At 33.2% G+C, this 19705-nt stretch carries 10 protein-coding genes, 1 tRNA gene and 3 pseudogenes; 11 read left to right on the top strand and 3 right to left on the bottom strand.

What is annotated here, in order from left to right; all coding sequences use genetic code 11:
* The first annotated feature begins 19 nt into the window (after positions 1-19).
* The 10 genes and pseudogenes from ABWU56_RS07195 to ABWU56_RS07150 all read left to right on the top strand — a co-directional run bounded on the left by ABWU56_RS07195 (position 20) and on the right by ABWU56_RS07150 (position 9174).
* Positions 20-1087: a rod shape-determining protein gene (locus tag ABWU56_RS07195; RefSeq protein WP_064085834.1), complete on the top strand. Its 1068-nt coding sequence runs from the start codon at positions 20-22 to the stop codon at positions 1085-1087.
* A gap of 227 nt (positions 1088-1314) precedes the next feature.
* Positions 1315-2421 (top strand): tRNA 2-thiouridine(34) synthase MnmA, encoded by a 1107-nt coding sequence (gene mnmA / locus ABWU56_RS07190; RefSeq protein ID WP_353281462.1) that lies wholly within the window; start codon positions 1315-1317, stop codon positions 2419-2421.
* A 112-nt stretch (positions 2422-2533) separates the two neighbouring features.
* Entirely contained in the window at positions 2534-3814 is a 1281-nt protein-coding gene (locus ABWU56_RS07185; protein WP_353281460.1) for a hypothetical protein, read from the top strand.
* An 80-nt stretch (positions 3815-3894) separates the two neighbouring features.
* The gene (gene ppa / locus ABWU56_RS07180; protein WP_353281458.1) at positions 3895-4401 is read left to right on the top strand and encodes an inorganic diphosphatase; all 507 of its coding nucleotides are present in this window, start codon (positions 3895-3897) and stop codon (positions 4399-4401) included.
* Between the two features lie 98 nt (positions 4402-4499).
* Positions 4500-4590: transfer RNA gene (locus ABWU56_RS07175), tRNA-Ser, on the top strand.
* 118 nt (positions 4591-4708) lie between these two features.
* Positions 4709-5836, top strand: a complete 1128-nt coding sequence (locus ABWU56_RS07170) for a SurA N-terminal domain-containing protein (protein ID WP_353281457.1) — start codon at positions 4709-4711, stop codon at positions 5834-5836.
* 33 nt (positions 5837-5869) lie between these two features.
* Positions 5870-6499 carry an oxidoreductase gene (locus tag ABWU56_RS07165; RefSeq protein WP_139686783.1) on the top strand — a complete coding sequence of 210 codons (630 nt, stop codon included), beginning with the start codon at positions 5870-5872 and terminating at the stop codon, positions 6497-6499.
* Positions 6483-7034: a 5-formyltetrahydrofolate cyclo-ligase gene (locus ABWU56_RS07160; RefSeq protein ID WP_010403418.1), complete on the top strand. Its 552-nt coding sequence runs from the start codon at positions 6483-6485 to the stop codon at positions 7032-7034. The genes ABWU56_RS07165 and ABWU56_RS07160 overlap by 17 nt, the downstream gene beginning before the upstream one ends.
* A gap of 87 nt (positions 7035-7121) precedes the next feature.
* Positions 7122-7721 (top strand): annotated as a pseudogene (locus tag ABWU56_RS07155) (IS630 transposase-related protein); the annotation flags it as partial.
* Positions 7722-7845: 124 nt separating this feature from the next.
* Positions 7846-9174 carry an IS4-like element ISWosp7 family transposase gene (locus ABWU56_RS07150; protein ID WP_353281094.1) on the top strand — a complete coding sequence of 443 codons (1329 nt, stop codon included), beginning with the start codon at positions 7846-7848 and terminating at the stop codon, positions 9172-9174.
* 41 nt (positions 9175-9215) lie between these two features.
* Here ABWU56_RS07150 and ABWU56_RS07145 read toward each other — a convergent pair.
* From ABWU56_RS07145 to ABWU56_RS07135, 3 genes and pseudogenes are all read right to left on the bottom strand, one after another.
* Positions 9216-10413: pseudogene (locus ABWU56_RS07145) on the bottom strand (IS256 family transposase).
* A 345-nt stretch (positions 10414-10758) separates the two neighbouring features.
* Positions 10759-13419, bottom strand: a complete 2661-nt coding sequence (locus ABWU56_RS07140) for a latrotoxin-related protein (protein WP_353281455.1) — start codon at positions 13417-13419, stop codon at positions 10759-10761.
* 250 nt (positions 13420-13669) lie between these two features.
* Complete coding sequence (locus ABWU56_RS07135; RefSeq protein WP_353281453.1) at positions 13670-18946, bottom strand: tetratricopeptide repeat protein; 5277 nt, start codon at positions 18944-18946, stop codon at positions 13670-13672.
* 240 nt (positions 18947-19186) lie between these two features.
* On the opposite strand from ABWU56_RS07135, the pseudogene tnpA reads away from it, so the two are divergent.
* A pseudogene (tnpA, locus tag ABWU56_RS07130) lies at positions 19187-19578 on the top strand (IS200/IS605 family transposase).
* Positions 19579-19705: the final 127 nt, after the last annotated feature.

Raw genomic sequence — 19705 nt, 5'->3', positions numbered from 1 at the left:
TGGTTTTCTTGAGTTGTGTATGAGTTTTGTTCAGAATTTAATCAGAAATTTTTTTACTTTCAAAGGTTTATTTGCTAGCGATATTGCTATAGATCTTGGTACTGCAAATACTTTAGTTTATCAGAAAAGTCAGGGGATAGTGCTTGATGAACCCTCAGTTGTAGCAAGAGTAAAAGAAAAAGGAAGTTACGTTCCTTATGCTTTTGGCAAAAAAGCTAAGATGATGCTCGGAAAAACACCTGGAGAAATAGAAGCGATAAGGCCCTTGAAAGACGGAGTTATTGCTGATTTTAAAAGCGCGGAAGAAATGTTAAAATATTTCATACGCAGCGCAAACACAAGATTCACTGTTAATAAGCCTAATATTATCATATGTGTTCCATCTGGATCTACCCCAGTTGAAAGGCGTGCTATACAAGATGCAGCAGAAAGTGCTGGTGCAAATGAAGTATTCTTAATTGAAGAACCAATGGCTGCAGCAATTGGGGCTGGACTTCCAGTTACCGAACCTGAAGGTTCTATGATTGTTGACATAGGAGGTGGTACAACTGAAGTTGCAATTATTTCTTTAGGTGGAATTGTTTATTCACGTTCTGCCAGAGTAGGTGGCGATATTATGGATGAGGCAATAAAGTCATACATTCGTGAAAATCATAAGTTATTGATTGGCGAAACAACTGCTGAAAAAATTAAGAAAAACGTCGGTTCAGCCAGTCTGCCAGTTGAAAACAACAAAGAGGGAATGATAATTAAAGGCAGGGATTTAGTGAGTGGTATGCCAAAAGAAATGCTTTTATCAGAATATCAAGTTGCAGAGAGCCTAATAGAGCCTGTACATCAGATAATTTCTGCTATTAGAACTGCACTGGAGAGTACTCCACCTGAACTTTCTTCTGATATAGTTGATAGAGGAATAATTTTATCTGGTGGAGGTGGGTTATTGCGCAACTTGAGTAAAGTTATTAGTGAAACAACAAAATTACCAGTTCGTGTTGCAGATGATCCACTTTGTTGTGTTGCCCTGGGTAGCGGAAAAGTACTTGAAAACATGGACTATTTTGGCCATGTTTTATTCAAGCAAGATTAAATTGTTTTTGAAGGCAGTTTATCGAATTGTTTTGATGGAATTATGTAATATAAATGAGATCCCAGTGTCACGCACCAAGTAATTTAAAGGCGACTTCCAGCAGGAAGGGGTGTCATCCCAGCGCTTGACACTGGAACTTGACTACAAATAAGTACGCTGTTTCGATGAAATTGTGTAATAGAAACTGGATTCCAGTGCTTGACACCAGGTTTGTGTTTATAAATTATATGCTAAAAGAATTTGAAATTGAACCTTTATTAAAAGATAAAGCTCCGCATCAAACTAAGGCTATTGTTGCAATGTCCGGGGGAGTTGATAGCTCCGTTGCTGCAGCACTGCTGTATAACCTTGGGTACGAAGTGATAGGTGTGACTCTTCAGCTCTATGGCAGTGATGGTAATGCGAGAAAGGGTGCATGCTGTACTGGACAGGATATTTATGATGCCAAATACGTGGCTGAAAGTGTTGGCTTTCCCCACTATATTTTAAACTACGAGGAAATATTCAAAAAGGAAGTAATAGAGGATTTTGCAAATACCTATATGCGTGGGGAAACCCCCATACCATGTGTAAGATGTAACCAAACAGTAAAATTCCGTGATCTATTGCAAGTCACAAAAAATCTTGGTGCGGATGTGCTCGTAACAGGACATTACGTAAGAAGATTAGAAGAAAATGGTGAGGTAAAGTTGTGCAGAAGTATTGATAAAAGTAAAGATCAAAGTTATTTTTTGTTTGCTACAACTGAGGAGCAGTTAAAGCTTTTGCGATTTCCACTAGGTGAGTTCTATAAAAGTGATATAAGAAAATTAGCAAAATATTTTAGCTTACAAATCTCTGAAAAGCCGGATAGTCAAGATATATGCTTTGTTTCCGAAAGCTATAGTAAAACAATAGCTAAATTAGCTCCACAATCTGTACAGAAAGGTAAAATAGTAGATATTCATGGAAAAGTTCTAGGTGAGCACAGCGGCATAGTAAATTTTACAGTGGGCCAGAGAAGAGGCCTCTGCATTGCACACAGTGAGCCTCTTTATGTAATAAGAATTAATACAGAAAATAATGAGGTTGTAGTGGGTCCAATCAATGCGCTCATGCAAAAAAAGATATTGGTCAAAGAGTTAAATTGGTTAGAACAACCAAAAGAAGGCATGGAAGTAACTGTGAAGCTTAGGTCATCACATGCAGGAAGCTTAGCGACAATATATTCAACTGACGAAAAGAACAAAGCCTGTGTAATTTTAAACGACGATTACTTTGGCATCAGTCCAGGTCAAGCCTGTGTAGCATATAAGGGCGAACAAGTTATAGGTGGAGGTTGGATATGCTCCTAACTTGGTGGTTTAATTTTTTAATGCAGAATTTAAACATACAATAAAATTTATTGCTGTTTTATCCTATATTCTTTATACTATAAAGATAATTATTATATTGTGGACTAGAGGGATGGTTAAAGAAGTTGAAGAGTTAATAAAAATTGTTGGTAAGGGCAATTTACTAGAGGCCGCATTTATTCGTTTGGGCAGTTTTCAACATGCTGACTTACATCATTGCATGGATTGCAGAAATCATATAGGTCTATCCGAATTCATTAATAAAAAAGAACAAGAGCCATTAGATAAATATTTTAACTTAAAATTTAGTCTACAAGGATTGTTTTTAATTTATGTTCAAGCTTATAGAGTTCTTGCAGAAAATGCTCAGTTCAATACTCAAGAAGTAATTGATAAAATATATGCTGCAGTTGAAAGTAAAAAAATACCTACTCTTTGTGACACTTCGAAGAAACTGCTAAGGGAAATTGTAGATCAAGTAGAATTGACAGAAGATCAAAAAAAACTAAAGCTTTTTAATATTCTAGCAAATCCGAAAGGTGAAGCTCTATTTAACAATAATGATGACTTTGAGAAACAAGTACTCAATAATGTTAAAAAGTTACTCAAAATAAGCTATGCAAATGAATTTGATAAAGAGTTTAGCTTATGTAAAGAGGTAATAAATCATTATTACTCGATTCACAGTATAAAAATAGATAAAGACATAGCATTACTATTTTCTAGTTATGGTATATTTTCTACATGTACTGGAAATGGAGATATTTTATCACTCAATCAATATATTAATGAGAAAGCTAGAGTAATCAACACACCACTGTATTACAGTTACATCTTACAGTTAATAAACGTATTAAGAAAAATTGAGTTACCGTATAGAAATGGATTCACCAAGTATACACTTAATTATAGAGGTATAAGTGAATTGAACGGGACATTTACAGCTGCAAGAGAGCAAGACAGTCAAGATTCTCTATATCCTAAAAATATCAAACGTACTCTAGAGCAACTACTAAAAAACCAAAATAGTGATGCATTTGAACAATTAGTAACAAACCCTGAGAATACGTATTACTCAGTGCCACAAAGTGAATGCAGACTAAACTCTACTATCAGTAACAAAAAAAACAAAAATCATAAAAACACATTTTGTAAATTAGCTTTAGGTATGTTTGTATTGTCTGTTGGATTATATGCTACCGATTATTTCTTTATGGAGCAAAATTTGTTTAACTCAATGAGCCCACAAACTAATCTAATAATTGCTGCAGTACTGACTATTGTAGTAGTATATGCTTTATTTCAACTACTGAAATCACCTCAAGAACCGCCACATTCAACGTTCAACAGTGCAACTATTAATGGTTTTACAAATGGTCCTATGCAACCATAAACCTCTACTTATGAATGATAAATGTAGCACTTTTAAAGTGTATGCTATATAATATCTTCTCTTGAATAACGAGGTAATCCATGGATTTAAGCAAAATAACAACAAAACCAGATGAAATAAATGTAGTAATTGAAATAGGCGCAAATGCTGAACCCGTAAAGTATGAATTTAATAAAGAGCTCGGATTATTACAAGTTGACAGATTTCTGTCTACTTCAATGACTTATCCTTGCAATTATGGATTTGTACCAAACACCTGTGCAGGTGATGGTGACCCTGCGGATGTTTTGGTGCTAACTCAATTTCCTTTAGCGCCTGGAGTTTTGATATCGGTGCGTCCAGTAGGTGCATTACTTACCAAAGATGAAAAAGGAGAGGATGAAAAAATATTAGCTGTACCTATCTCCAGTGTTGATAGCTATTATGACAATATAAAGAACTATTCTGACTTACCTAAAAATCTACTAGATAAAATTGCTCATTTCTTTTCTCATTATAAAGATTTAGAAAAGGGAAAAACGGTGACAGTTGGAGAATGGGCTGATGTAGAAGAAGCAAAAAAAATCATTGAAAAAAGTAGAAATTAGTTTGCATTAGAGCTGCTCAGAAAAATATTGTTGTTTTTTATATTGCGGTTAAAAGCATTAGACAGGCAGTAAAGGTCTTGATATTATAGTAATAATTTGGAAGGGTGGCCGAGCGGCTGAAGGCGGCGGTTTGCTAAACCGTTATACGATTGAAAAGTCGTATCGAGGGTTCGAATCCCTCTCCTTCCGTATATTATTGTTTAGGTATTCATTACAGTAATTTCACCCTCTTTTTTAATTATTAAAAAGTTAGCTAGCGTTTATTCAGTATTTATTATAGAATTAGTTATTAGCTAAATAATTTTATATGCATAAAATACTAATTTTGATATTAATAATGCTGCCGCTTAGGTTACTTGCAACTGAGATTGAAATTGTTGCAGATGTAAATGGTGAGCCAATTTCAAATTTAGATATCGAAAGACGTATAAACTTCATAAATTCATTGCTTGGCACTCAGAAGATTAATCAAAAAGAGGTGAAATCTCAAATTCTAAGACAGTTAATAGACGAAATTATCATTGTCAGCGAAGCACAGAAGATGAATATAGAATTGAGTAACGAGGAGTTAAATAATGCTGTCACGTTATTCTTAACTCAAAGTTTAAAACTTGAGGATGATGAAGTTGATCAATACGTAAAAAAGCATAATATAGATCTCAATACCCTAAAAAAACAAGTAAAGTGTCAGCTACTGTGGAACAAGATTATTGAAGTAGGAATTGTGCCACTTGTCAATATCAGCGATAAAGAAGTGGACGATGTAAGAAAACAAAAAGAGAAACCTGACTACCTTATTACATTTCAGGAGTTTGTAATTCCTGATCAGAAGATGGCTGAAGATTTAATAAAACAATTACGTAGCAGTAATAATCCAGAATCTTCAATAAAGATGAGCAAAGCAACCGTTAATTTAAGTCAGCTAAAAGGTAAACTCAAGGACGTTTTGGAAGGATTAGAAATCAGTGATGTAGCAGGTCCGGTTAGTTTAAGCGAAGGTTACTCTGTTATAAAAGTCATAGATAAAGTACAGCTTAATCATACAATGCTGAAAAGTACTTTAAAACTGAAACAGGTTGTAGTTGAAGGTTCAGAAAGTTTACTCTCTAATTTTAAGGAGCAAAAGGTCAGTTGTTTAAATTTTGACAAGTTAGCAGATGATTTCAAGTTGCCAAGCGTAAAAGAGTTTGAAATAAAAATGCGAAATTTAAATCCTGATTTACAGATTTTATTTAGTAAAACAAATATGAATGAAATAGTAGAATTAAGAGAAAATAGCACTGCAAAGTTGATGATGTTATGTGATATCAAAAATAATGCAATGGATATAGAAGCAATCAAACAGGAAATGTATCAACAAAAGATTATGATACAAAGCAACCTGTTATTGGATAATATGCGTAAAAATGCAGCTGTTAGTTATCAGTTTAATTGAAGTTAGAGAGGTTTTCTACTCCATAAAAAGTTTATGAAGAATATAATGCTCATTGGCGGTGGAGTTGGAAATGCAGTGTTATTTTCGATAGGGAAGGCATGTCTTGAAAACAATCATAAGGTTTTATATTTCGCTGGCTATAAAAAATTAAGTGATGTATTTAAACGAGCACTGATAGAACGTGCATCAAGTGCAGTAATTTGGGCATGTGAAGAAGGATTGATAGAAACAAGTAGAGATCAGGATAAATCCTTTCATGGTAATATAGTTAATGCAATAAGCTCATATCAGCAAGGAAAGTTAGGTAAAATTACTATTAGTTTAAACACTATAGATAAAATCATCACTATTGGTTCTGATAAAATGATGAAAGCTGTAAATGAAGCTAGAAAAACAATTTTAAAGCCATATCTGAAACCAAAACACATAGCAATATCATCAGTTAACTCTCCTATGCAGTGCATGATGAAAGAAATCTGCGCTCAATGTATTCAGCAACACATAAATAAGGAAACAGGAGAAATAAGTTTTGTTTATAGTTGCAGTAATCAAGACCAGGATATGGAGCTTGTTGACTTTGATTTTTTAAGTGAGCGCTTGAAGCAAAATAGTTTACAAGAAAAGCTCACTGCAAAATGGATAGAACATGTTCAAAGACACTAAACAGCACAAAGAGGAACTAAGGAAGCAATATAGAACCATAAGAAAAGATGTTGATGAAAGTTATTCTAGTTATGCAGCAAATTCTCTTATTAATCTCTTTAACAAAAACTTAAGTTGCGTTAAAGGTAAAACAATAGCAGCGTACATTCCAACAGACGGAGAAATTAATGTTGTGCCTTTGATGCATCATTTACTCGATTTAGGATATAAAGTAGCAATTCCTAATAAAAATAAGTTATTAAAATTTGAGGAATGGAATAAAGCAGATGAAGATATAATTCCCGACACAATCATTACCCCTATTGTTGCTTTTGATGATCATTTTAATAGGTTAGGTTTTGGCGGTGGTTGGTATGATGAAATGATAAAAAAATTACGGCCACTTGGAAAAATATTTATAGGTGTAGCCTATGAGAAGCAATATTGTAAAAATTTACCTGTAGAAAAACATGATCAAAAATTGGATATTATAATCACTGAGATGTGTGTTAGATGTAGAAGTGGATTGCTCAAAAAAGTGGATAGAAAGGAGTAGCATAGTCTCCCTCTTTCTGATAGTATAGCCCTTCTCATAATAGTCCAAAAAGAGTAAGATATGGATTGATAGTAGTGGAAGGTAAGGATGCCAGTAGCATATAGTTATGACTTAAGAAAAAAGGTAATGGAAGCATTGGATGAAGGAGAGAGTGGAGAAACTGTTGCCAAGAGATTTAAGATCGGAAAAACAACTTTATATGAGTGGAAGAAAAGACGTGAGAAAACGGGAGATTTTCAGTCAAAAAAGCCTGGAAGCGTGGCATAAAATTACCGACTGGAATGCATTTGCCGAATTTGCAAATGAGCAAGGTGGCAAAACTCAGTCAGAGATGCTGGGGCAATATTAGTAGACAAACAATTCATCGAGCACTTAAAAAAATTGGACTCACACGCAAAAAAAGACATATGGATACAAAGAAAGAAACGAAGAAAAACGCGCTGAATTTTTGAAAATTATAGCAACAAAAGAACCTCAAAACTTAGTTTATATAGATGAGTCTGGACACCGAGTTATGGATATTGCCAGAAGGGACAGAGGTTTTATGCTCTAAAATCTGGTAAAAAAATTCAACGAATCAGTATGATTGCAGCCTTAAACGGCAGAAAAATAGTTGTTCCGTTAACCTTTGAAGGCCACTGCAATATGGATATCTTTAATAAATGGTTTGAGCAGTTTCTGACACCGAGGGAGTGTTAAATAAAGCATACGCGTCAAGTTAAGGAACTGTGGTAATAAACTTAGTGTAAGGAAGAGAAAAAAAAGATATAAGTTCTCTTAAATCTAACAAAGAAAACGGAGAACTTATACAATGAAAAGAATAGTTTGCATCTCAAAAAAGCTCAAAGAATTTTTTAATGAAAAAGCAGATAAAATCTCAGCTACAACAGGGTTCATAAAAAGAAAGAGGAAGCTAAAAGGCTCGTCGTTCATAAAAGCCATCGTTTTGGGTAATATAGGGGTTGATAATTGTAGTATAGAGACAGTGTGTCAATTATTGAATGAAGACTCGATAAATATAACAAAACAAGGTCTGGACTTTAGATTTACCAAGGAAGCAGTGGAATTTATGAAAAGAATGTATAATGAATCTTTAACGTTACTTAAAAATACCTTACAAGTTGATTGCAGAATCTTGAAGCACTTTGGAGGTGTTAAATTATTAGACAGCAGCTACATTAGCTTACCTAACAGTATGGAAGAAATGTATAAAGGTTATGGTACCAGCTACAGTGGTTATGAAAGCAATACTAAGTCTGGAATAAAGTTACAATTAGTTTTTGACTACCTAAACCAGACATTAGACCAGCTTAATATAACTGAGGGAATAAGGTCAGATCAGGGTTATAGAAGCCATTTAAGCAATATATCGAACAACGATTTACTAATATCTGATTTGGGTTATTTTGTGCCAAGTTCTTTTAAACAAATCAATGAAATAGGAGCTTATTTCATAAGTCGTTATAAATCCGATACTAACATATATGATATAGAGACAGGTCAAAAAATAGATTTACTAGAACATTTGGGAGATCGATCTTTTCTAGAACAGGAGGTATTGTTAGGAAAAGAGACAAGGGTTAAAGTAAGAATTATATTTAAAAAACTAACTGAAGAACAAGCTATGGCTAGAAGAAGAAAGGCTAATAGGTTAGCAAGATCACATGGATACACATCTTCTCAAAGGAACCAAAAGTTACTAAATTGGTCGATATTTATAACTAATGTTCCAAAAAGTAAGATTAATGCTGAGCAAATACTAGTAGTTTACCGAATAAGATGGCAAATTGAATTATTGTTCAAATTATATAAGAGTAATATAAGGCTTGATAAGCTGAGAGGAAAGCCATACAGAGTATTATGTGAGCTATATGCCAAATTGTGTGCAATTCTTATATTTCATGGAATAGTGGGTTGCACAGAACTGAAAAAAAATACGGAGCTTAGCTTAACAAAGGCATTTATTGAGCTAAAAAGACGGGTTAGAGAGTTATTTTTAGCACTAAATAATAAAATTAAAGGCTTAAATATTTTTCTCAAAAAGCTTACCATAACTTGGTCGCAGTTTTCATTAAAAGACAAGTACAGAAAAACTAGAGTATCCACCTTAACTTCTCTAAATTTGCTCACAATCTCTTAACTTGACGCGTATGGTTAAATAAAGTGTGTCAAACCACATTTTCAACTCAACTCAATTTTCAATCTACCAGGAAAGAAAATATCAAGCTGTGACATAGTTAATGCCCAATCACGTACAGGCATCGTCCACTTTTCTTCCACCTTTTTTATAGCACAATATACCTGTTTATACAAGGCATTTGTGCTGGTAAATGAGCCTTTGGTCTTGGTGAATTTTCTAATTTGCCTGTGTAGTCCCTCTATCGGATTAGTGGTGTAAATTACTCTCCTCATTGGATCAGAATACTTGAAATAACTAGACAAATTTTCCCAATTATTCTGCCACGATTTTATAACCATAGGGTACTTTGCACCCCATTTTTCATCCAGTTCTAGTAGATAATTCTCAGCAATTTCCTTGCTTGGTGCTTGATATACCTTCCTCAAATCACTTAAAAAGCTCTTTGTATCTTTGCTAGCCACATACTTCAATGAATTACGTATCTGATGCACTATACATTTCTGTATTAGGAAAGACGCTGTTTATAGCTGTAGGAAAGCTTTTTAACACAAGCTATCAGAATATCATCTACTCCTCTCTCCTTTAGGTCATTTAGTACTCCCAACCAGAACTTCACTTTCAGCTAAATAGAAGCCTAACACCTCTTTTCTGCCATTTTGCTAATATATTATACATGCACTTGCTTACACAGCGTCCGTCCTCTTTTACTTTAAAGAACATTCCATCCATAAAAACTATCGGATAAACTGCCTGTAAAGGACGACTGCGCCATTCGTTAATCACTGGCAATAATTTATCAGTAATACTGGATATTTCAGCAACCGATATCTTGTTGTCATAAATTTCTTCGACGTGTGACATTATGTCTCTATATCCCATACCGCTGGCAAACATGCTCAAAATCTTTGTTTCAAGTTCAGAATGTAGGCTTGTTTGCCTTTTTTTGACTATTTGTGGCTCAAAGCTTCCTTCTCTGTCTCTTGGTGTTAGCAGCTCGAATGATCCGGAACTTGTTCGTAAAGTTTTTGAATTTTTGCCGTTTCTGCGATTATTTTCTTCGTTCCTATTATTTGATAAATGGCTTTCCATTTCACCTTCTAAACTTGCCTCTAGCAGCTTCTTTATCAATGGTGTTAGCGCTCCATCTCTTCCGGTAAGTGGCCTACCTTCTCGTATAGATGACAGAATATTTGACTCTAGTTCTTGATAGTCTACTAATCCAACATATTTATTTGCCATTTTTTCACTCATGTGTAAAACCTCCGTTTTATATTAATTGTAATATTTTACTTTTCGGTTTGACACACTTTATTTAACCATACGCGTCAAGTTAAGGAAATACTGTCAAATATAGCAACATTTAAAGAGGGTATTTTATTTGTTACATTTATTTTTTAGGAAATTCTTGCCTAAAATAATGTAAATTATTAACTTAACTACTTAATATATAAAATAGTTTTTTGCCATTTTCTTCCCTCATTATGTCACTTTTCCTTAACTTGACGCGTATGCTTTATTTAACACTCCCGGTCTTTCTTTCGATGATATCAAACAGTTACAGGCAGAAAAGACCTCATAGTTCCCTCAATTTATCCCTCTGCTTATTCCTTTAACTACTGATGTTCCATTTAAGAATGTATCAGGCTTTTTAGATAACTCTACTTTCCTTGAAACTTTCTGACCTAAAACTTTAGAAGGCTTTTCTACTTTCTGCTGTAGTATCATAATTTCTTCCTTAGCTAAAACTTCTTCTAAGTTACTCTTTAAATGATCTAGAAACTTATCAGTTTGTTTAAATTCTGGACATGCTTCTTTTCCAAATGAATATAGGGTTTCTGCTATTTCAGAAAATCTTCTATTTGTTATTTTTCCATTTATTATTTTTTCAATTATAGCTGATTGCACTGCCATGGGATCAAAGTTTAGATTTGTCACTGATATTCCTGACTTAATAGCAGTTTTATTTAACACTTTCTCAAATCTATGTGTAATATTTAGTGCATAACCTCTTGCTTCTAATAAAGGTATAGATTGATCTACTGCAGGTATATATTGTTTACCCGTAAACTTTCTTACAAGCACATCAAGTAACATTATCGTACCATTTACATCCATTTTTGCATCTACTTGTGAGATTGGACTTTTAGTTGTAGTACTTGATTTGGAATCTAATAACCCACCTATAGAGCTTTTTACCCAACCAAATAAATCATTTATCCATGAAGATGGTCGTCTTGTACCACTACTCATTGTGTACTCACTTCTACGGTTTCTAATGTGCTGCCTATGTCTATGAGGTTGATCAGATAACATGACTTCTGTAAACACATCATCGTACACTTGATCCTTATACTCTCTTTTTACAATATCCAAGTATCTTGCAGCACTTATTTCCTTCTCATGATCTTTTAATACTATCTCTTTATCAGTAAATTTTATTGATAACGTTTTCATTTTAGATGTTTTATAGAATTTACTAAGTGTAATACTGCAAAAATCATCTTTAGTAATAGTCGAATCAAAAGCATTAGTTATTATTAGATCATGACCATTACTACGAACAAACGTATTGTTTCCTCCTTTTCTAGGCGTGATAAGCTCAGCATCTTTCTCCACATCTTGATCGGTTACCACAATAATTTCTTTATCTTTGTCAAAGATCAAAGGTAGTGGTTTTAATTCTAATTCAGAACTTATTTTCATAGGCGCACTATCTGAGATAATATGAAGATTTTCATACCAATCCAAACCGTCTTTTAATCTTACTGTTAGCACTTCTAATAAAAAACTTTGTCCCATTTCTGCTTCTAACCTAACTAGCAAATCATTTCCATCTTGAAAAATTCTTGGCAGATTAATATGTATTTTCAAATCATCTTGTATTATTTTTATCACGTTACGTAAATCTAACGTATCTATAGAACTTGCTTGATCAGGATTGTAGATGTTTATTTGTGGCATAGAAAAAATATTATGTTCATATCTTTGCTCACCTGAGGCTATAGTAATTACGTATATATTCTCACCACCATTTCCAATTAAGTGACTGTTATGGATTGGGTGATTGTGAAGTGCCTCAAATTTCCCACGGCCAACAAGTATAGATTCACCACCTGATTGCACAGCGATAGTCATATTGAGTTTATTCGCTATAGCTGGGTAACTTTCTATAATTTCATCAATAGTTTTATTAGTATTCTGTATTGCATACAAGTTTCTTTCCTTACCTACTTTTATTTCAGCACTGTCTTTTAATTGATAGATTATATTGTTCATTATGTTATATGAGATAGCTATACTAAAGTTTCCATTTGCAACTTTTGGAAAAAAATTGAACTTTATACTATTGTGATCTTTAATATCAATACTCTGAATATCAGCAAGCAAGTAGTCGAATATAAACCTATGGTTATTTTCGAAATTAGCAAGTAATTTAACAGATGCACTACCTTTTTGAAATGGTACAATATAGTTAAAGTTACCTTTGAGTGCTAGATTATTTACTTCAGTGTAATTTCTAACTATTACTTGTATATCATAGACACAGTTATTATCTTTTATTTCCAAATAATCAAGTTGATCTTCCTTACCACCATTACCATCCAAGAATTTAGTTTCACATGCACTAAATATATGATCTGCCTTAGCTTTTCTACCAAGCACTCTTTCTACTGAATTAATTTGAAATCCAGAATAACCATATCTGTTGTACATAATAGTGCCAATATTTGTATTTAAATACACATTCACACTTACAGCTTCTTGAGCAAATTCAGTCAGATCTAAGGTATCAATTCCATCCTCTCCGTACAAAGACCCTTCTATCAGATCTCCCTGCAAAACAAAGATATCATTCTTATTTCCTCCATAGTATCTCTTAGATCCATCATTCACTATAAATATGTTTGGGCTATCCTTAAATCCTTTTGCATAATCTTCACCTTCTCCTAAATTAATTAGAGTATAACCTTCTGTTTTGTTATTAGATAAACCAATTGCATTTTCACATAAATATGAGCCATAACTTGGAGCAGGCTCATCATCTCCTTTTGGTAAACAAAACAATTTTCCACCACTTGGATTATTCGGCCTTGCTCTGCTCCATTTCATATCGGTTCTTTTTTTATCAAGTAGTACTTTACTGTCTAAGTCTATCTTAAATTTAACTTTGCATTCTTCAGTATAAAGTGTAACGTTAATCCTTCTCATGCATAGCTCTCCAAATCCGGCACGGCTTTGTTGCATCGCTATCTACGGCGGATTAAAGATAAAAAAGATGAAGAATATCAGTAGCTTATTATTCTAGCATTTATAGTAAGGACGGTCAGTGAATATCTAAATTTGAGTAAAAGAAATTTTACTACCATTCACTAATCTAGCTAAAATTCAAGAATTTCAATGCTTTAGCTATTTTAAGTAGAATTAAATTTACTAATACAAACAATAAATTACTATTCTTAAATTTGATCAGATTGACTGCAAAAAAATAAGATTTTCAATAAGTTGCTTGTATAGTTAGCCTTTCATAGGTAGCGATGCAACAAAGCCATCCGGCACCACCACACTGCCTTACTTGGTGTGGCACTGTACGACAAGAATTCACAACTGATTTACCAGTAGGGAATACATAGCTTTGAATATCACTATACTCCTTTAAATACTCAAATCCTTGCTTAACTAATTGGTTATAAAGTTGTTTTTCTTCCATTAACTTTTCTACATATTGTTCAGGTCGCATAACTATAAATGCACGCAATCCTTCAATAAATTTTTCTCCTCTAGTTAAGTGAATAATTTCATCAATTTTATCAACTCTCTTTACTGCCATATAAATATCAGTGTAAATAAATACTGCAGTGCCAACTCCTGCTCCAATAGGTCCAGTAATAGATGAAACTCCTTCTAATACTTCAAAACCTTCAGCAACTTCAATCCCAATCTCTGCAGCGTCAACTCCCAGGTAAATGCTATCTCCTACTACGCCAACCAATGCTCCTTCTGTACCATTTTTTAATGCTTTTACCTGATTTACTAAATCATAAATAATAAAGGCAGAAGTACCTCGAGCAAGAAAAGGTGATGCAACTCTTAAAGACCTACCAAGTAATACCTTTTTTTCTGAGAGCAAATTTAATCCTTTACGAGATGCAACTTCAGCAACTTTAGCAAATCCTTGATCACCGGCAATAAAGCCAACATTAATTGCTACACCCTGATAATCTCCGGTTAAAAAGTCAGCTAAAATATTTTTAGCTATCATTCCATGCATAGTTATGCTAGAGATTTTCTTTACTCTATTTAAATGATTCATGACCTTCTGATTACTGGTAAGCTTATTGACCAAATTGCTAAACCTACCCTTAACTTGCACTTTATCTGCTAGCTCAATTAGCTGAGAACGTTTTTCTTCTGGTATATCTTTTATATAGTCAATAAACTTTTTACTATCTATTTTAATTTTACTAAAATCTCTTTTCTCATCTTTTTCTGTATTGAATTCATTTACGTCTTCCCAAGACAGTTTACACTCCCCAATCTTCGCTTCTCTTCTGTTCCTTACTGAACTCGTACTCGGCAAACATTCTTCAACTTTACTCCTTTGATATATTGCAGAAGCCCTTTCTAGTAAATCTTTTGCTCTCTGAACATGACCTAAAGCTCCATCGGCAATAGCTAAATCTTCTAAGGCTATAGCTACTTCAAAATGATTTTCTCCATAATGCTTCTCTAAAATAGGTAAAGCCCTTTCTAGCAACTTTTTTACTCCCTGAGTATCACCTAAACCTCTATAGGCGATACTCAAATTTACTAATATTTTACTTACTTCAACATGATCTCTTTCATGATATTTCTCTAAAATAGATAAAGCTCTTTCTAGCACCTCTTTTGCTTCCTGATTATCACCTAAGGCTATATAATCAGTGCCTAAACTTTCCAGAATCATACCTATTTCAAAATGCTCTTCCCCATAGTGCTTCTCTAAAATAGGTAAAGCTCTCTCTAGCAACTCTTTTGCTCCTTGATAATCATCAAAGTATCTATAGATGGTACTTAAATTTACTAATATTTTAGCTACTTCAATATGATTTTCTCCATAATGATTCTCTAAAATAGGCAAAGCTCTTTCTAGCAACTCTTCTGCTCTTCCATAATCATCTAAAGCTATATAAGTGATACCTTGATTTGTTTTAGCTATAGCTACCTGAAAATGATCTTCTTCATAATAATTTTCTAAAATAGGTAGTGCCCTTTCTAGTAACTCTTTTGCTGTCTGATAATCACCAAAACCTCTACAAGCAATACTAAGATTTACTAACATTTTAGCTGACTCAAAGTGCTCTTCTTCATAATTGTCACCTAAAATAGAGAATACTCTTTCTATTGACTTTTTCGCTCTTTCATAATCACCTAAAGATCCATAAGCAATACTCAGGTTTATTAGTACTTGAGCTAATGAAGAACGATCCTCCCGATAATGATTCTCTAAAATGGGAAAGGCCCTTTCTAGTAACTCTTTCGCTGTTTGATAATCATCTAAAGCTCGATAGCTGATACTCAGATTTACCAGTGTTCTAACTAATTGAAAACGCTCTTCTTCATAATCTTGCTTTTCAATTTTTAAAGCTCTTTCTAGCAAATCTTTTGCTCTTTGGTAATCACCTAAAACTAGATAACTGTTGCTTAGATTTACTAGTCTTTTAAATACTTCAAAATGATCTTCTCCGTAATGCTTTTCTAAAATAGGCAAAACCCTTTCTAGCAACTCCTTTTCTCTTTTGGGATTACCCAAATTAAAATACCCATCACTCATCCATGTCAACAAATTTTCAAGATAATCCTTTTCTATTTTTTCTTTATCTTGAGGGTTCTTTTTTAACCAACTATCTATACGTGATAAAAATGCCTCTAAGTGCGGTAATAATTCTCGTTTTTTTAAATAGTCTTCTAATTTATCACTACCATAAGGAAAACTTGCTCTGAGTAGCTCGAAAGTCTCTTTCATAACTTCTTCGCTTTTACCCTCTTCTTCTAACGCTATTTTTGTCACTTCTTGAACTAATTTATGAATACTCAATACACCTTGCTCTTGTTCACCATTAACCATAGAATATTTTATAAGTAAACGAACAGCTGACCTTAATTCCTCTTCATTATTTCCTGTCAAATCTAAAAAGAATTCTCTACTAATATTGTCAGGTGCAAGATAAGAGATAACATCAAGAATCCTTAAAGCTAAATTTCCATACTTTTCATTGCTTGCTATCTTATCGGTTGTAATCTTCCAAGTTGTGAAAGTTGTTTTTGCATAGTTATTATCAATTCCTCTAAATCCTTCATAATTAAGCAAATCTTTCGTCTTCTCTTCATACTCCTCTAGATAATCATCTATGCTAAATTCTCTTGTAACCCTTTGATCTTCAATATATGATATTGCTTGCTGTATAGCTAAAGGAAAGTGTTGTAATTTTTCTACCAACACTTTTATCTTTTCATTTTGAGATTCATCTTCTATACTAAAGCCCTTTTTTACAAATTCTATCGCTTCTTCTGACTTTAATTCGTTTAGATTAATAACTTCTATCCCCCTTTCCCACTCTCGATTACGAGAAGTAATTAAAATATAAGGTCCATTACCACCCGGTAATGAATCATGAATTGGTAAAAACTTATTCAAATAATTACTTTTCTCGGCATCATCAAAAATAAACAAGCTTTTACTATTACTGAAAAATTCATAAACCTCTTCTATGAGAGCTTTTATATCCTTTTCTTTTCCATTCTCATCTTTTATATCAATTCTTAGTTTATTCTTCGCTAATCGAGTAAATGATTCAACAAGAGCTATCTCACTTTCAGCATTGATCCATATAACGTTGTCATAACAATCTTTACTATATTCTTGAACATATTGTCTAGCTAACTCAGTTTTTCCTATTCCTCCTAAACCGCTAATTGAGGTTATTTGTGATATTACTGTTACTTTTTCTGAACTACGTTGTATCTTATTATGTAGGTCAATTAACTCTTCCCTTCTTCCAGCAAACAAAATTACTGGCTTTTTCACATTAAACCAAATAGGCTCTCTTACTTTTTGTCCTGCTACAACTGCATCATATATCTTATCAAGCTTTTTATCTATTTTCTCGAAACTTTTTTCACTTTCTTTCCTTCCTTCTACAATAGAATCTGCTATCTTGTGACGTTGCCTACTGGCTTCCTGATATTGACTCATTAATTCATCAAAGACTCCCTTAATCTCATTTTGATTACTTTCTATGTAACCTGATAACTCATTAAAATTCTTACCTATATAATCCTCTAATTCATTGAAGTTTTTTTCAGCTTCCTGTTCCATTTCTCCTTTGAATTTTCTTAGTAACCTCTCTTCGACTAACTTCGGATCTTGCTTATTAAGCTCATCCAATAATTCATCTTTCCATTTTCCCTCATCTAACTTTAAAATATACCTATACTCCTCCCTAGAAGGATTTTCTTCAATGTATTCTCTAGCGAATTTTTTTATTTTACTTTCCAATTCCCATTTAAAAAGAAGACGATAGCCATATTTGCTAGTATCACTCTTTCCATCTATTCTCCTATAGTATTTATCAGCACTACCATCACTCTTTATTGTTACTAATCCCGCTTTATCAAATAGTTCTGCAGTACTCCATGAATTCGAGTTTTTACTTTCTAAAGTATGTCCTAGCTTAATATGAGGAACACCAGTGTAGGTTTGTTTATATCTTTTTGATTCTCCAAAAATAATACCCTCAGTAATTGAGGAAGCACAAAGCTCTTTTTCAGTATTTTTTCTATAGTAATCAACCACTCTACTCACAGCATCTTCTGCTAATTTTGTCATTGCTCTCTGCCAACTTCCTTCTGCTGTTACTTGTATAAATTGGCTCTCAAAACTTTGAAAAATCTCAATACCAGATTTTACTAACTCTTCCCTGACTTTGATTGGATCCTTTTTAAATATATACAATTGATCTATCAGCTTTTTAAGCTCTGCTCTATTATAACTACTACCAATGCTGGATATTGTTGCTCGAAGAATGTTAATTCCAATAAGAGGAATTACTTTTGATTCCGCTTCTCCTTGTTCTGTTCCACCTTTTCCTATATATATTATCATATTAACAAAATCAGCCCATTTACCTTGCTTTCCTCTTTGATTTTCTAGTCTCTCATAGTACTCTGATAAAGAGCGTTCATAAATAAAAACAAAACCTTCAACAAACTTTCTTAGCTTTTCATGTACTTCCTCCTCCTGTGCAGAAAGTCTTTTTACTTGATCAGAAGATTTTTTTAAATGTTCTTCTAGAGTCCTAATAATCTCTCCCTTATTTTGTTGCTTAGCAATATCTAGTGGAGTTTTACCTTGATTATTTTTAATATTTGGGTCTATACCAGACACATTCAAAAGAAGTTCAACAATGTCTTGATGATTTTTGCTTACAGCAACATGTAGTGGTGTATTACCACCATCATTGAGATCAATATCATTAATATTTTGTACTTGAGTAAGTAACCCTTCAATTTCACTAATCTTATTTAGCTGAGGATTATCCGTTCTATGCTCACGTATCGCCAGAAACAATTTAGCAATGTTAGTATCATCAGGATTATATTGACGTCTTATTCTATTTTTAAATTGAAAAGATTTACTGTTTTGTTGCTTATTCAGCTGCTCTTTCAACCGATCAATGATTTCTGAATTAATCTCTTTTTTTAGATTACTTACTCGATGTTGTGTCCTCAGCATACACACCCCCTATATTACCTAAAGCTTTTATATAGTAATTAGATACATCAGAAAAACAAAGGATTTTTGAATATTATGGTATTTTGTTGAAGTTTTTGAGCTTCCTTGTAGAAGGGCTTTGTTCTAATTTCGTTTTTGCTGTAAATCATCTCAATTTTTCTTTATTCTCCCAAATTTGGGAGAAAAACCCTGGACCATCCTTTCAAGAATATAATCTTAAGGTGAAAAATTTGAAAGAATGTGGAATATTATAGAAAAAGCAGTCACTCTGTATATATATCACATAGTGTGGATAACAAAATATCGATATCCAGTATTAGTTGGAGATATTGGTCAGAAAACTAAAGAAGTTGTACAAGAAGTATGTGGAAGTAGAAATTATCAGAGGTAGAGTTGCGTCAACATGTATACGTTTCTGTACCCCATACTTCAGTATTAGTAAGTTAGTGCAGTTAATAAAAGGAAAAAGTTCCAGCAAAACTTTCCAGAGCTGAGAAAAAGATACTGAGTTATGGTTAGTAGGCTACTTTGTAATGATAAAAAATCATATTGAAAATCACTCTAAAAAAGAAGATAAATTTGGTAAGTTGAAAGTTAGCATTCTACGCTCTCTTTCAATCTTTGGATTTTAATCCATAGTGGTTGAATTGAGATGTCATTAAGTACAAATTAAATTCTTTTATTTACTCACTTTACTCATTTTGTATAATATTCGAGAGAGCGAGTTCGAAAAGTACGCTTACCCCCACCAATATAGGT

It is taken from the genome of Wolbachia endosymbiont (group B) of Horisme vitalbata (assembly GCF_964028625.1).
Lineage (GTDB): Bacteria > Pseudomonadota > Alphaproteobacteria > Rickettsiales > Anaplasmataceae > Wolbachia.
This window is presented reverse-complemented; position numbering and strand designations above follow the sequence as displayed.

Coding starts and splice junctions, on each gene's coding strand:
- mnmA (WP_353281462.1), top strand. CDS start 1,315: ATGCTAAAAGAATTTGAAATTGAACCTTTATTAAAAGATAAAGCTCCG.
- ABWU56_RS07185 (WP_353281460.1), top strand. CDS start 2,534: ATGGTTAAAGAAGTTGAAGAGTTAATAAAAATTGTTGGTAAGGGCAAT.
- ABWU56_RS07160 (WP_010403418.1), top strand. CDS start 6,483: ATGTTCAAAGACACTAAACAGCACAAAGAGGAACTAAGGAAGCAATAT.
- ppa (WP_353281458.1), top strand. CDS start 3,895: ATGGATTTAAGCAAAATAACAACAAAACCAGATGAAATAAATGTAGTA.
- ABWU56_RS07195 (WP_064085834.1), top strand. CDS start 20: ATGAGTTTTGTTCAGAATTTAATCAGAAATTTTTTTACTTTCAAAGGT.
- ABWU56_RS07150 (WP_353281094.1), top strand. CDS start 7,846: ATGAAAAGAATAGTTTGCATCTCAAAAAAGCTCAAAGAATTTTTTAAT.
- ABWU56_RS07140 (WP_353281455.1), bottom strand. CDS start 13,419: ATGCAACAAAGCCGTGCCGGATTTGGAGAGCTATGCATGAGAAGGATT.
- ABWU56_RS07170 (WP_353281457.1), top strand. CDS start 4,709: ATGCATAAAATACTAATTTTGATATTAATAATGCTGCCGCTTAGGTTA.
- ABWU56_RS07165 (WP_139686783.1), top strand. CDS start 5,870: ATGAAGAATATAATGCTCATTGGCGGTGGAGTTGGAAATGCAGTGTTA.
- ABWU56_RS07135 (WP_353281453.1), bottom strand. CDS start 18,946: ATGCTGAGGACACAACATCGAGTAAGTAATCTAAAAAAAGAGATTAAT.